This window comes from Listeria monocytogenes ATCC 19117 (genome assembly GCF_000307025.1).
Lineage (GTDB): Bacteria > Bacillota > Bacilli > Lactobacillales > Listeriaceae > Listeria > Listeria monocytogenes_B.
In genome coordinates this window covers 1385513-1399850 of sequence record NC_018584.1, presented here as the reverse complement: position 1 = coordinate 1399850, position 14338 = coordinate 1385513, and the positions used below count along the sequence as shown (strand labels likewise).

Here is a 14338-nt window from a genome sequence, read left to right as displayed (position 1 = left end):
GTTTTTATTTTCTATTAGCTAGTTTGACTAAATCGATTTCTCGTAATGCGCCCCATTTAGCAAGTTCACCACTTATGATTAATGGCGTTGTTTTTAATTCTGAGATGTTTTTCGCATTTGCAAGAACAAATAAGCCACGTAGTTGTTCTTTCCATAGCTCCAGTTTTTCAATGGTTTTGGTGACGCCCTCTTTTTTTAGTGAATAAATAATTTGTCCTGCCATACCTACACTATCTGCTCCGAGCGCTAATGCTTTAACGATATCTAACGGGTTCCTAATACCACCTGACGCTAAATAAGCAATCTTTGGCGCATCTTGGTGTTGCATGTCTATTAAAGCCTGTCCGGTGGAAATACCCCAATCAAGTAAGAAATCATATGCTTGATCACGGCGGCGGTCATTTTCAATTTGGGCAAAGTTTGTTCCGCCTTTTCCAGCTAAATCTACGGTTTGAACGCCGATATCAGCTAGCGTTTTTACTGTTTCACGCGTCATTCCAAAGCCAACTTCTTTTACAACTACTGGAACTGGCGAAAGCTTGACGTACTCTTCTATTCTAGTTAGCCAATGACTAAAAGAACGGTCGCCTTCTTGCATAACTAATTCTTGTGCCGGGTTAATATGAATTTGAAGTGCATTTGCCTCTAACATTTCGATCGCCCGAAGTCCCTCTTGAAGGGCTACTTCTGGACTAATATTTGCTAAAATCATCCCATTCGGATTGATTTCTCTGACAATTTTATAGGTATCTATTAGCGAACTATTTTTTAGAGCTGCAGACTGGGAACCAACAGCCATTGGGATAGCTACTTCGCGTGCTATTTCAGCAAGTTCGGCATTAATTTTTTTCGTATGCCGACTTCCACCTGTCATCGCATTAATATACAATGGGAAAGGCACATTGGTCCCCACAATAGTTGTGGTTAAATCGATATCTTTCACATTATAGCGCGGGATAGAAGTTCCAATCAGTTGAATATCTTCTAAACTCGATGGCGCTAACTGCTCATTCTGTTTTACTCCAAGAGCCACGTGTTCGTCTTTTCGACGTTCTCTTAATAAGTCATCGTTCTTCTGCATGTGTTAATCCTCCAAATTTCTTTTCGCCTCAAGCAAAGGTTAAAACAGGTTTAAAAATCGTCTCTTTTTCTTCGGGAGTTGGTTGATACACTTCCCCATCAGAAAATAAAATAAGCCCGTGAAATGTTTGAATATCATCTTCACAGTCCTCGCAGTACTCAACTTCTTCTTCATTCCAAGCTGCTAACAAACAATCTTTTTTTGTTTGATGATTAGGATAATTCCGTAGTAACTCGTCTGCTAACTCTTGATACTTCAGAAAGGCAGCTTCCTTATCTGAAAAAGCAAAGTCGGCTTGAATGGAAGTTTCCCATTCCTCGAAAAACCACCAAGGCTCGTATTCTCCTTTAGTTAGATAGACATTCCATTTTGTCATATCAAAAACTCCCAACAGTAAATATAATACACTTATTATAGCATAAGCTTTCTGGAAATACTGGAATGCAAATTTTTGAAAGTAATGCTAAAAAAAGATACACTAGTAATAAGGAAAAATAAAAGGAGTTGGTTTCGTTATGGCTAGAGATACAGCGATTTTGAGAGTGACTGGATTTGTGCAAGGTGTTGGATTTCGTTACACAACCAAACACGTTGCTTACAAATATGACATTAGTGGAACAGTGAAAAATTTAGATGACGGTTCCGTTGAAATTCATGCAATTGCTGAAGAAGAAAACTTAAATAAATTCATTGATGCTATCAAAAAAGGCCCATCGCCCGGTTGTCGTATCGAACACGTTTATATTTACAAAGGTGCCCCTGTAGAAGAACGAAAAACATTTGATATCGTTTACTAAAATTCCAAAAATAGTAGTTGTGCTATAGCTCTTTTTGCATTATAGTTAATGAGTACTAAAACCTTGAAAGGAGCGACTGCGTGGCATGATTTCCATTTTACAAATTTTACTTGAACCAGAATTCATTTCACTCACAGTAACGTTTTTATTAATGTTGACGATTTTCAGTTATTGGTCAGCCATTACATTATTAAAACCGAAAATGGTGCTACCCGCTGACGCTATCTGCTTAAAGCTAGTAAAAATTTCACTTCGAGCTCAAATTTATATAACTACGCCTAATTTTGTTATTAATTGGCTGGCTATAACCAGGAAATGTAGCGCCATTACTGATGATGAAGACAGTTTTTCATTTTCCAACGTATGAATTGATTATTTTACTATTTAGGAGGAAAATGAAACATTGAAAAAGAAAAATATTATTTTAATTAGCGTTTTACTTGGTGCTTTACTATTACTTACAGGTTGTAGTATGGACCCTTCACAAAATACAGATGGTTTTTTCAGCACTTATTTAATCCAACCATTTACTAGTTTTATTATGTTCGTTGCAAAGTTTGTTGGGGGTAATTACGGAATTGCGATTATTATTACAACGTTACTTATCCGTGCACTAATTATGCCACTAAACTTGCGTACTGCTAAAGCTCAAATGGGAATGCAATCCAAAATGGCCGTTGCCAAACCAGAAATTGATGAAATTCAAGCTCGACTAAAACGTGCAACATCGAAAGAAGAACAAGCCACTATTCAAAAAGAAATGATGGCCGTCTATTCCAAGTATAATATCAATCCAATGCAAATGGGTTGTTTACCATTACTTATTCAAATGCCAATATTGATGGCTTTCTATTATGCTATTCGCGGATCTTCCGAAATTGCTAGCCACACATTCTTATGGTTTAACTTAGGTTCACCGGATATGGTGCTGGCAATTATCGCCGGGCTTGTCTACTTAGCACAATACTTTGTTTCCATGATTGGTTATTCACCAGAACAAAAGAAACAAATGAAAATTATCGGTTTAATGTCTCCTATTATGATTTTATTCGTTTCCTTCACAGCTCCCTCTGCACTAGCGTTATACTGGGCTGTCGGCGGACTCTTCTTAGCAGGTCAAACATTACTAACGAAAAAACTTTACATGAATAAACACCCAGAAATTAAAGTAATGGAGCAAGAAGAAAAAGAATTCGAGCAAATCGTGGAAGAACAAAAGAAAGAAAAATAAAAAAAACCGCAACCTCGTCATAAGGTTGCGGTTTTTTTATTTAGATTTTGGTTCAATGTAAGGAAGTGTAATTTTTATCGTTGTACCTTTATCTGGCTCACTAACCGCATTAATCGTTCCTAAATATCCTTCGACTAATTGTTTAGCAATCGCAAGTCCGAGGCCATTACCACCTTTTTCGCGGCTTCTGGCTTTATCTACACGGTAGAAGCGATTGAATATTTTATCAATCTCTTCTTGTGAGATGCCTTCCCCGTAATCGCGCACATCAATATGGATTTGCTTTTGTTCTTTATAGACATGCATATCCACTTCGGTGCCGTCACCTGAATACTTCACAGCATTATCCATAATAATAATTAAAATCTGCTCTAAATGATTATGTTGAATAAGTGCTCGTAAATCAGTATCATCTTCTTTTAAAGTAAACGTGAAATTTTCATACATCACTTCAAAATTACGTCTTACTTGTTCTACTGTTGCATTTACATCGGTAATTTGTAATTCTTTTGTTTGTGAAATTTGTTCCGCTCTTGATAAATCAAGCATTTCTTGTACTAATTTTTTCATACGTTCTAATTCCGTTAACGAAGCGTTTAATGATTCATCAAGTACAGCCGGATCATCTTTTCCCCAACGAGTGAGTAATTTTAAATGGCCTTCCATAATTTGCACTGGGGTACGTAATTCATGAGAAGCATCCTCTACGAATTGCTTTTGCTGTTCAAAACTAGTTTCAATTCGTGTCATCATATCATTAAAAACAACGGTCAATTCGCCAATTTCATCGCGGGAATTGGTTTTCGTTTCGATTCGTTTTTGGAAACCATTTTTTCGAATATCATTCATTGTTCGAGCTAGACGAGTCAGTGGGTTTAAGAAATTTTGTGCTAGCAAGTAGCCGAGCATTCCACTAATAAAGAGCGCCACTGCCCCAAGTAAAATCATCGTAACGAGAAGCCGGTCCATCATCCGATTATAGGAAGTGAGCGGATTTACCACCTGCGCGTAACCAATCACGGTCGTATTGTCGTCCGCTACAATGGGCATTTGCGCCGTCATCATCTTCTGTCCGTCAATCGTTGGTTTATTCATAATAAACTTGTCCGTACCACTAACAAAATACTGCGAAAAATCAATGCTAGTAATATCTTGACTTCTTGAAAAATAATACTTATTAATAAAATGGCCGTCTTTATCATACAGATTAATTACTTGATCTTGTAATTTTCGATTCACCGTTTTATCGTTATTAAATAAATACTTAATTTCCTCATTATCGGTCAAATCTTGATTCGTTAAAGTGCTCGTTGTTGCTAGAAGCAGTTCTTTTACTTCTGGTTCTTCTTCATTTAACAACATTTGCCCAATTCCTTGGTAAATGGCATAGGAAAATAAGAAAAAAGTTAGAAAAATAGCTGCACTAGCTCCAAAAGTCCATTTGAATTTCAAAGAACGACTTTTTAAGGAAAATGGGCTAGTCGTCATGTACGCATCACATACCCTGTCCCGCGAACTGTTTGGATATAACTTTCTTCGTCAGGATGATCAATTTTATTTCGTAAGTAACGAACGTACACATCCACTACATTTGTTTCTACTTCTGTTTCATAACCCCATACTTTATTGAGTAACACTTCCCGCGTAAGAACGATATTAACATTTTCCATTAACGTAAGTAAAAGTTCATACTCTCGTTTTGTTAAGTCAATGATTTCTTCGTCGCGTTTGACAATGCGATTTTCCTTTTCAACAATTAGATTACGATACTGTAGCGTTGTTTGTTTAGCAGATTGTTCTGCATTTTCCACCCGACGCAATAGCGAGCGAAGGCGCGCAAGTAATTCTTCAATAGCGAAGGGTTTGACGATGTAATCATCTGCTCCGTGATCCAGTCCGGATACACGGTCGATAACAGAGTCACGTGCGGTTATCATAATAATGGGTGTTTGTTTCACTTGGCGTACACGGCGACAAACTTCTACACCGTTTAAATGCGGCAACATTAGATCGAGTAAAATAGCATCCCATTCTTCATTAAGTGCGAGTTCTAGTCCAGCACGTCCATCATTAGCAACCGCTGTTTCATAATTTTCATGTTGTAATTCGAGTTCGATAAAGCGTGCTAAGTTTTTTTCATCTTCTACGATTAATATTCTATTCATTTGGCCTAACCCTCTCTTTCGGTCATTACACTATATTCCTATTACTATTGTAACGAACTTTAGCTCAAAAACAACTAATAACAGCGCATAAATAGATATTTTCACTATTTTTTAGCACTTTACCATGATTTACTAATTCAAATCTCATAAAAAAGGCACCCACTCGTTAAAGTGGATGCCTTATCTTCCATCAATCTTCTACTTGTGGCCATTCTGTATGGAATACGCCAGGTTTGTCGACTCTTTCATACGTATGAGCGCCAAAGTAGTCGCGTTGTGCTTGGATTAGATTTGCAGATAATACTTCTGAACGATAGCTATCGTAGTAGCTAATTGCTGCAGTGAATGTTGGAACTGGAATTCCAGCTTTTACTGCTTCTGCAACAACTGTACGAAGGTCGCCTTGGTAGTTATGTGCAATATCTTTGAAATATGGATCTAATAATAAGTTTTTAAGATTTTTATCTTTATTATAAGCATCAGTAATTTTTTGTAAGAAACGAGCACGGATAATACAACCAGCGCGGAAAATTTTCGCAATTTCACCGTATTGTAAGTCCCAATCGTTTTCTTCACTAGCTGCTCTCATTTGTGCAAAACCTTGTGCATAAGATGCGATTTTGCTGAAATAAAGCGCACGACGAACAGATTCAACAAATGCTTTTTTGTCGCCTTCAAAACGATAATTAGATGGGCCAGATAAAACAGTACTTGCATAAACGCGTTCATCTTTAAGTGCAGAGATGTAACGAGCAAATACAGATTCTGTAATTAAGGAAAGTGGAACACCTAAGTCGAGTGCGCTTTGGCTAGTCCATTTACCAGTTCCTTTTTGACCTGCTTTATCAAGGATAACATCGACAATAGGTTTGCCAGTTTCTTCGTCTTTTACTTTTAGGATGTTTTTAGTGATCTCGATTAAATAGCTATCAAGTTCCCCGTTGTTCCATTCTTCAAATACGTCAGCAAGTTCATCATGGCTTAATCCACCGATTTCTTTCAAAATAGTGTAAGCTTCTGCGATTAATTGCATATCGCCGTATTCGATACCATTATGCACCATTTTAACGTAATGTCCGGCACCGTCTGGACCAATATAAGTCACACAAGGTTCTCCGTCTGCTACTGCAGCAATTTCACGTAAAATAGGTGCTACAAGGTCATATGCCTTGCGTTGACCACCTGGCATGATAGAAGGACCTTTTAGTGCACCTTCTTCTCCGCCTGATACACCAGTTCCGATGAAGTTAAATCCTTCTTCACTTAGTTCTTTATTACGACGAATCGTATCTTTGAAGAAAGCATTACCGCCATCAATTAAAATATCGCCTTCGTTTAAGAAAGGTTTAACTGCTTCAATCATCATATCTGTAGCATCGCCAGCTTTTACCATAATAAGGATACGGCGAGGCACTTCAAGAGATTCGACAAATTCCTCTAAACTATAAGTTGGTACTAATTTTTTGTCCGCATTTTCTTCCATAACTGCTTTCGTTTTTTCAGTCGAGCGGTTAAAGATAGATACTGTATGACCGCGGCTTTCAATGTTTAGAGCCAAGTTACGACCCATAACGCCCATTCCTATAACGCCAATTTCTTGTTTTGCCATTTTGCACTTCTTCCTTTCCGGTTTATTAAGGCAGAAAAATCTGTCTTACTTCAACATGACACATAAAAGTATCAACATCATTTACTATATCAAAGAATTGCTTCTTGGACAATGAATCAATCCGAATTATTTGACTTTTTTTCACTAATTTAGTTTTCTGAGAAGAATTTTCTCGTTTTTTGCGGATTCTGCTAAGTCAATGACGAGTTGAGTAAGTTTTTCTAACTGCTCAACAGATACTGTTTCTTCTTCTGTGTGCGCATTTTCGTATCCTGCTGATAAGAGCATGGTCGGAATACCTTTTTCATTCAACACATTTGCATCTGTTCCGCCTTCTAAAAAAATTTCTCTTGTTTCTAAAGATTGTTTTTTTGCGGCTTTTTGAAAAATATTCATTAGTGGATGCTTAGAGCGAATTCGGTACCCTTCATAAATTAATTTTGTATCATGCGTCAAAAGAGCACCATATTTCTCGCAAGTTTGCGCAAATCGTTCTCTAATGGTCTGGATATGCAAAAGCGCCTTACGGAAACTTGCTGCTGATGTAAAAAGAACTTCTAATTGGGCATCTTGTTGATTTTCATCATTTATTCCACCAGAAAACGACTGAATTTCCCATTTGTTTTCTCGGTCAATTCTGCCTGGCCGCGTGGCATGTAACGCCATTCTCGCTATAGAAATCGGTGACATTTGGGCAGCTTCAGAACTTGCAATAGTAAATTCTAATGCGACTAACGTATTTGCTTGTAATTGATAATTTCCGACTTCACCTGGTGCATCTAAACAGTATCCATAAGCTGCCGTAATTTTTTCTTCCGGAAATAAACGCATTCCAATCATGCCGAGTTCTTCTTTCGTCGTGAAAATAAATTCAATCTCCCCATGAGCTGTTCGTTCTGCACAAAAATAATCAATAGCCGCTAACATAGCTGCTACTGCTGCTTTATCATCCGCACCTAAAGAAGTGCCTTCCTCTACCGTAAATACATCTTGCTCCATTTGGAAAACTGGCGTTGCCGCATTTGGATGCGTATCCACATGACTACAGAAAAAAATCGTTGGAAATTTCTTTTTAGTAGCGGGGATTCGTGCAATTAAGCCATAATCTTCATCCAAACTATATTCAATGTTTAATTTTGCTAGATGTTTTTTTATATACGTCAAAATAGCTGTTTCTTTCCCTGAGACAGATGGAGTTTGGATTAATTCGGTAAAATATTTTTTTACATTGGATATCATCATTTTTCCACCTACATTCTTCCTATTTGCTTTAAAAATCAATAAATGACTTGAAATTTACTTTAATTATAAGTAAGATATATATATCTGAAATGCTTTATGAGAGGAGTTTTCTTCCGCATGACTAATAAAAAAGTAGTTCGCGTTGTCGTTATTTTAATGCTAATCGCGATTGTATTATCCAGTGTTTTAACCGGGGTATTAATGTTTTTATAAATATCCGACGTCTGAGCCAATTTGGTTCAGGCTTTTTTTATTTTTTCTCAAAAAAAAGAGCAGCACCCGAAAGTACTACCCAAGACATCTAGGGAGTTTAGGGGTATGGATCTAGATGTACTAAACAATACCCGCTAAACCTAGATTAAAACATTTTTAATACAATGCTGTATTTTCTTTGGAAATCTTTTCGACATTGGCTTTAATTGCTTGTAAGAATTTACCTGCTAGTAAGCCATCTAAAATACGATGATCGATGGATAGACATAGGTTCACCATATCTCGCACGGCAATCATATCGTCAATAATGACAGGACGTTTAACAATCGATTCCACTTGAAGAATAGCGGCCTGAGGGTGGTTAATAATCCCCATTGATTGAACAGAGCCAAATGAACCAGTACTATTTACAGTGAAAGTCCCACCTTCCATATCGGCTTGGCTTAGTTTACCATTACGCGCTTTTCCAGCAAGTTCGCTAATTTCGCGAGCAATGCCTTTAATAGATTTTTCGTCCGCATTTTTAATAACTGGAACGTACAATAAATCACCAGCTGCAATCGCAATCGAAATATTGATATTCGCGTGCTCGATAATTTTATCGCCTGCCCATGTGCTGTTAAGTTGCGGGAATTCTTTCAATGCTTGTGCAACGGCTTTGATGAAAAAGGCGAAATAAGTTAATGAATAACCTTCTTCTTTTTTAAAGCTGTCTTTAACTGCATTACGATAGCGAACAAGACCAGTAGCATCCACTTCCACCATCATCCAAGCATGCGGAATTTCTTGTTTACTCACGCTCATATGTTTAGCAATGGCTTTTCTTACGCCATTGATTGGTATTTCTTTATCACCAGCTGCAGAACGAACAGGAGGAGTTGGCATTGCTGCTTTTTCTTGTGGAGCAGACTTCATTTCCTCGCGTTTCGCTACTGGACCATTTTCAATGACTTGAAGTAAATCTTTTCTTGTAATTCGGCCACCTTTACCAGTGCCTTCTACAGTTGATAAATCAATATTGTTTTCACCTGCAATACGCAGTACAGCTGGAGAAAATCTTCCACTAGCTGGTGCATCTGCTAGTTTCACTTGTTTTGTTTCTTGTTTTTCTGGCGCTTTTGTTTCTGTTTCTTCTACTTCAGCTACAGGTTCCGAACTTCCTGCATCTGCTGTTTCAATTGTACAAATAACTTCGCCTACTTCTAGAGTTTCATCTTCCTCGGCTAAAATTTCTTTGATAGTGCCACTAAAGGATGATGGAATTTCAGCTGTTACTTTATCTGTTAAAACTTCCGCGATAGCATCATATTTTTCGACGGTATCGCCTGGTTTAACTAACCATGAACTAATCGTACCTTCTGTAACACTTTCCCCTAATTTGGGCATGGTGATTTTTTCAACTGCCACAGGTCTTCACTCCTTTATTTTAAAACGGGTCTAAAATTCCGCTAATTCTTTCATTGCATCTGCCACTTTATCTGGATTGATCATAAAGTGTTTTTCCATCGTAGGAGCAAAAGGCATTGCTGGCGTATCTGGTCCTGCGAGTCTTGCAATCGGAGCGTCTAAATCGAATAGACAATGTTCCGAAATAATTGCTGCCACTTCACTAATAATACTTCCTTGCTTATTATCTTCTGTTACAAGAAGTACTTTACCTGTTTTTTTCGTTGCTTCAATAATTGCTTCTTGGTCTAGTGGATAGATTGTCCGTAAATCAAGAATGTGGGCTTCCACACCCTCAGCTGCTAAACGTTCTGCTGCTTGTTGGGCAAATTGAACCGCAAGTCCGTAAGTAATTACTGTAATATCATCACCCTCACGAACGACATTTGCTTCGCCGATTGGTACGATATAATCTGTTTCTGGTACTTCGCCTTTCAGCAAACGATAGGCACGTTTATGCTCAAAGAAAAGTACTGGATCGTTATCACGAATCGCTGCTTTTAAAAGTCCCTTCGCATCATATGGCGAGGATGGAACAACAATTTTCAAACCTGGTTGTCCAAAGAATACTTTTTCAACAGATTGTGAATGGTAAAGTGCTCCGTGTACCCCACCGCCAAAAGGTGCGCGAATAACTATCGGACAAGACCAATCGTTATTAGAACGGTAGCGAATTCTGGAAGCTTCTGAAATAATTTGGTTGACAGCAGGCATAATAAAGTCCGCAAATTGCATTTCTGCAACTGGACGATAGCCATACATCGCCGCTCCAATTCCTACTCCGGCAATAGCCGATTCAGCAAGTGGTGTATCGAGTACTCGGTCTTCACCAAATTCGTCATATAGGCCAGCAGTCGCTTTAAATACGCCACCTTTTTTCCCAACATCTTCTCCTAAAATAAATACTTTATCATCGCGCTCCATTTCTTCTTTAAGCGCCATGGTTATTGCATCAATATATGAAATGATTGGCATTCAAATTCCCTCCTAATCAGCTATTCGCTTCTTCATCATATACATATAGTAAAGATGATTCTGGTTCAGCGTATGCTGCACTTTCCGCGTAATCAGTTGCTTCGTTAACTTCTTTCGCAATACTTTTTTCGATTTCAGCGATTTTTTCTTCTGTTAAGTAACCTTCTTCGAGTAATTCTGCTTGGAAAATTTTCAGTGGATCTTTTCCTTTTGCTTCATCTACTTCTTCTCTGGAACGATAACTACTATCGTCATCATCGGAGGAGTGTGGTGTGAAGCGATAAGAGACTGTCTCAATTAAAGTAGGTCCCTCGCCGTTTCTTGCACGATCTGCTGCACGTTTAAATGCCGCATATACTTCTCCCATATTCGTTCCATCCACACGTTCACCAGGGATGCCGTAACCAATTGCTCGGTCAGATAGTTTTTCTGCGGCATATTGTTTCGATGCTGGAACGGAAATAGCATATTGGTTATTATGAATCACGAAAACAACTGGCAACTTATGTACAGATGCAAAGTTGATTCCTTCGTGGAAATCGCCTTGGTTAGAAGATCCTTCCCCAGTTGATGCATAAATCGCAATTTCGTCACCAGCCATTTTTGCTGCAAGACCAATTCCTGCTGCGTGCGGGAACTGGGTTGTTACGGGTGAACTTTGTGTAACGATTCGGTTTGATTTTTGGCCAAAATGAGCTGGCATTTGACGTCCGCCAGAGTTTGGATCTTCCGCTTTAGCGAACGCGGATAACATAATATCTTTCGCTGTCATCCCGAATGCTAACACCACTGCTAAATCACGGTAATATGGTAATGCATAATCTTTATCTAAATCAAAGGCAAACGCAGCGCCAATTTGTGCCGTTTCTTGTCCTTGTCCAGAAATGGTAAAAGGAATTTTCCCAGAACGGTTCAGCAACCACATACGTTCATCCAGTCTTCTTGCCATTAGCATCGTTTCATACATTTTAATTAATTTATCTTCTGTTAAACCTGCTTCTTTTAAAGTCATTTTTGTTCCTCCTTTAAAGCTGTATTAACCGTGAATTGCATTGCCATCCACAGCAAGGGCAGCTTCTCTAAAACTTTCTGATAAAGTTGGGTGCGGGTGAATGGTGTTACCCACTTCCCACGGCGTTGCATTTAAAACTTGTGCTAAAGCGGCTTCGCTAATCATGTCCGTTACGTGCGGTCCAATCATGCTAACGCCTAGGATATCGTCTGTTTTTTTATCTGCAATAATTTTAATGAAGCCATCTGACTCTCCGTAAACGAGTGCTTTCCCGATACCACGGAAGAAAAATTTGCCTTTTTTCACTTCATAACCACGTTCTTTTGCTTGTTCTTCTGTAATACCGACACTTGCGATTTCTGTAGAAGTATAAATACAGCGAGGAACTAAGTCGTAGTCAAGTTTTTCAGCCACTTTTCCGGCAATATGGTTGGCTGCAATCGTTCCTTCTTCCATCGCAACGTGCGCAAGTTGGATTGTTGGAATGCAATCACCAATCGCGTAGATATGGCTTTCTTTTGTTTGATAAAAATCATTTACTTGGATAAAACCGTTTTCGGTCGCGATATCCGTGTTTTGCAAACCGATATTTTCTGTATTAGCTGAACGACCGACAGAAACGAGAATTTTGTCTGCTGCGAAAGTTTGCTCTTCGCCTTTAATAATTGCTTTAATTTCCACACCAGTATCCGTTTTTTTATAACTAGCTGCTTGAACTTCAGCAGATGTATGCATGATTAATTTTTTCTTTTTATAAAGTCTTGCTAATTCTTTAGCTACTTCTTTATCTTCTGTTGGCAAAATTCGATCTGCATATTCTAGCACGGTAACTTCTACGCCAAAATCATGCATCATCGAAGCCCATTCCATCCCGATAACTCCACCGCCAACGATAATAATTGATTTTGGTAAAGATTCTAGGTTTAGCGCACCGTCAGATGATAAAACATTTTCTTCATCAATGCTTAAACCATTTAATGTGCGCGGTTTGGAGCCTGTCGCGATAATTAAATTTTTAGGAATGAGCATTTCATTTTCAGAGCCATCTTCAAATTCGACTGAAACTGTTCCAGCTGTTGGTGAAAAAATAGATGGTCCTAAAATAGTTCCCGTTCCAACAAACAAGTCAATTTTCCCTTGTTTAAATAATTGGTGAATACCTTTTTCTAATTGATCTACGATTGCTTGTTTTCTTTCTTGTGCTTGTAAAAAATTGATTCCGGCAGTTCCTTCTACAGAAATACCAAATTCACTTGCTTTTTTTACTGTTTGCAGAACTTCCGCTGAACGTAATAACGCTTTCGTTGGAATACATCCACGATGAAGACACGTTCCACCAACTTTCCCTTTTTCAACGACGGCTACTTTCTGGCCATTCTTAGCTGCTTGAATTGCTGCGACGTAACCGCCAGTTCCTCCGCCAAGAATAACGACATCATATTCTGTTGCCACATTATCTCCTCCTTTTAGTACTCTTTTTCTTTCTCAAGACCAGCGAGCACACGTTGCACACCGCTATTTAATGCTTCTAATTCGTCTTCTCCGGGTTCTATAATCACACTGGTTATCCAGTTTGTTTGCTCAATAATTTTGTTTGTAAAAAGTTCACTTCTAGCAAGGCCACCAGTTAAAATTATGGCGTCAACTTTACCTTGCAATACAACGGAACATGCGCCAATTTCTTTGCTAACTTGATAAGCCATTGCATCAAAAGCTTCGATAGCTTTCACGTCACCTGCTTGTACTTTAGCTTCCACCTCGAGCATGCTGTTAGTTCCTAAATATGAAATCATCCCACCACGACCAACAATCAGTTCATGCAATTCGCGTTTTGTCCATTTACCGCTAAAACATGCTTCTAGAAAATCATTCATCGGTAAAGAACCAGAACGTTCCGGACTAAAAGGGCCGTCCCCATCTAAGGCATTATTCACATCCACCGCTTTTCCTTGTCGATGAGCGGCAACTGAAATTCCACCGCCAAGATGCGCGATAACAAAATTCATTTTTTCATAATCTTTTCCTAGCTCTTTGGCTATTTTCCGACCTGCTGCTTTATGATTTAATGCATGAAAAATACTTTTTCTAGTAATGAAGGCATTGCCAGATATCCTTGCAATTTCCTGCATTTCATCCACGACAACCGGATCCACAATAAAACTAGGTATTGTCAGTTCATCTGCTAATTTTTTTGCAAGCAGTGCCCCTAAATTTGAGGCATGCTCTCCGTATTTATTTTCTTTTAAATCATCTATCATTTTTTCTGTAACCATATATGTACCGCCGGCAACTGGTCGAAGTAAGCCCCCTCTTCCAACTACCGCTTGTAATTTCTTTACATCATAACCATGTGCATCCATCACTCGACGTAGAACTTGCCACCTAAAATCAAATTGTTCCTGTACGTTATTAAAGTCGGCTAGTTCTTGCATTGTATGTCTGACAGTTTCTTCAAAAAGTACTTTATCGCCTTGGTAAACAGCGAGTTTGGTAGACGTGGAACCAGGATTTATGGTTAAAACATCAAAAGACATTTGCTTTCCTCCAAATTTAATTGTGAAAAATGC

The 14338-nt window shown here is 38.5% G+C and carries 15 protein-coding genes; 4 read left to right on the top strand and 11 right to left on the bottom strand.

Features of this window, described 5'->3' with window-relative positions; all coding sequences use genetic code 11:
- Nucleotides 1–4 precede the first annotated feature (4 nt).
- The gene (gene fni, locus LMOATCC19117_RS06995) at nt 5–1081 is read right to left on the bottom strand and encodes a type 2 isopentenyl-diphosphate Delta-isomerase (RefSeq protein ID WP_003727466.1); all 1077 of its coding nucleotides are present in this window, start codon (nt 1079–1081) and stop codon (nt 5–7) included.
- A 28-nt stretch (nt 1082–1109) separates the two neighbouring features.
- Complete coding sequence (locus LMOATCC19117_RS06990) at nt 1110–1457, bottom strand: DUF1033 family protein (protein WP_003726835.1); 348 nt, start codon at nt 1455–1457, stop codon at nt 1110–1112.
- 139 nt (nt 1458–1596) lie between these two features.
- On the opposite strand from LMOATCC19117_RS06990, the gene LMOATCC19117_RS06985 reads away from it, so the two are divergent.
- From LMOATCC19117_RS06985 to LMOATCC19117_RS06975, 3 genes are all read left to right on the top strand, one after another.
- On the top strand, nt 1597–1878 hold the full coding sequence (locus LMOATCC19117_RS06985) for an acylphosphatase (RefSeq protein ID WP_003722507.1): 282 nt from the start codon (nt 1597–1599) through the stop codon (nt 1876–1878).
- Between the two features lie 85 nt (nt 1879–1963).
- Entirely contained in the window at nt 1964–2245 is a 282-nt protein-coding gene (locus tag LMOATCC19117_RS06980; RefSeq protein WP_003726837.1) for a hypothetical protein, read from the top strand.
- 36 nt (nt 2246–2281) lie between these two features.
- Nucleotides 2282–3109 carry a membrane protein insertase YidC gene (locus LMOATCC19117_RS06975; protein ID WP_003722505.1) on the top strand — a complete coding sequence of 276 codons (828 nt, stop codon included), beginning with the start codon at nt 2282–2284 and terminating at the stop codon, nt 3107–3109.
- A 36-nt stretch (nt 3110–3145) separates the two neighbouring features.
- Here the strand turns inward: LMOATCC19117_RS06975 and LMOATCC19117_RS06970 are convergent, their stop codons facing one another.
- The 4 genes from LMOATCC19117_RS06970 to LMOATCC19117_RS06955 all read right to left on the bottom strand — a co-directional run bounded on the left by LMOATCC19117_RS06970 (nt 3146) and on the right by LMOATCC19117_RS06955 (nt 8125).
- Nucleotides 3146–4597, bottom strand: a complete 1452-nt coding sequence (locus LMOATCC19117_RS06970; RefSeq protein ID WP_003727467.1) for a HAMP domain-containing sensor histidine kinase — start codon at nt 4595–4597, stop codon at nt 3146–3148.
- Nucleotides 4594–5274 (bottom strand): response regulator transcription factor, encoded by a 681-nt coding sequence (locus tag LMOATCC19117_RS06965; protein WP_003719652.1) that lies wholly within the window; start codon nt 5272–5274, stop codon nt 4594–4596. Before LMOATCC19117_RS06965 ends, LMOATCC19117_RS06970 begins: the two co-directional genes overlap by 4 nt.
- 190 nt (nt 5275–5464) lie before the next feature.
- Complete coding sequence (gndA, locus tag LMOATCC19117_RS06960; protein ID WP_003727468.1) at nt 5465–6883, bottom strand: NADP-dependent phosphogluconate dehydrogenase; 1419 nt, start codon at nt 6881–6883, stop codon at nt 5465–5467.
- A 144-nt stretch (nt 6884–7027) separates the two neighbouring features.
- A complete protein-coding gene (locus LMOATCC19117_RS06955; RefSeq protein ID WP_014929058.1) occupies nt 7028–8125 on the bottom strand; it encodes a M20/M25/M40 family metallo-hydrolase in 1098 nt (365 codons plus the stop codon).
- 117 nt (nt 8126–8242) lie between these two features.
- Here LMOATCC19117_RS06955 and prli42 point away from each other — a divergent pair, with 117 nt between their 5' ends.
- On the top strand, nt 8243–8338 hold the full coding sequence (gene prli42 / locus LMOATCC19117_RS14965) for a stressosome-associated protein Prli42 (protein ID WP_003722501.1): 96 nt from the start codon (nt 8243–8245) through the stop codon (nt 8336–8338).
- A gap of 156 nt (nt 8339–8494) precedes the next feature.
- Here the strand turns inward: prli42 and LMOATCC19117_RS06950 are convergent, their stop codons facing one another.
- From LMOATCC19117_RS06950 to buk, 5 genes are read right to left on the bottom strand one after another with little or no spacing between them, the layout of a single operon-like run.
- On the bottom strand, nt 8495–9745 hold the full coding sequence (locus tag LMOATCC19117_RS06950; RefSeq protein WP_003727469.1) for a dihydrolipoamide acetyltransferase family protein: 1251 nt from the start codon (nt 9743–9745) through the stop codon (nt 8495–8497).
- 30 nt (nt 9746–9775) lie between these two features.
- A complete protein-coding gene (locus tag LMOATCC19117_RS06945; RefSeq protein WP_003734500.1) occupies nt 9776–10759 on the bottom strand; it encodes an alpha-ketoacid dehydrogenase subunit beta in 984 nt (327 codons plus the stop codon).
- Nucleotides 10760–10775: 16 nt separating this feature from the next.
- A complete protein-coding gene (locus LMOATCC19117_RS06940; RefSeq protein ID WP_003727471.1) occupies nt 10776–11771 on the bottom strand; it encodes a thiamine pyrophosphate-dependent dehydrogenase E1 component subunit alpha in 996 nt (331 codons plus the stop codon).
- A 24-nt stretch (nt 11772–11795) separates the two neighbouring features.
- Nucleotides 11796–13223, bottom strand: coding sequence for a dihydrolipoyl dehydrogenase (gene lpdA, locus LMOATCC19117_RS06935; RefSeq protein WP_003734501.1), 1428 nt, complete (start codon nt 13221–13223; stop codon nt 11796–11798).
- A gap of 14 nt (nt 13224–13237) precedes the next feature.
- Nucleotides 13238–14305, bottom strand: a complete 1068-nt coding sequence (buk, locus tag LMOATCC19117_RS06930; protein ID WP_003734502.1) for a butyrate kinase — start codon at nt 14303–14305, stop codon at nt 13238–13240.
- Nucleotides 14306–14338: the final 33 nt, after the last annotated feature.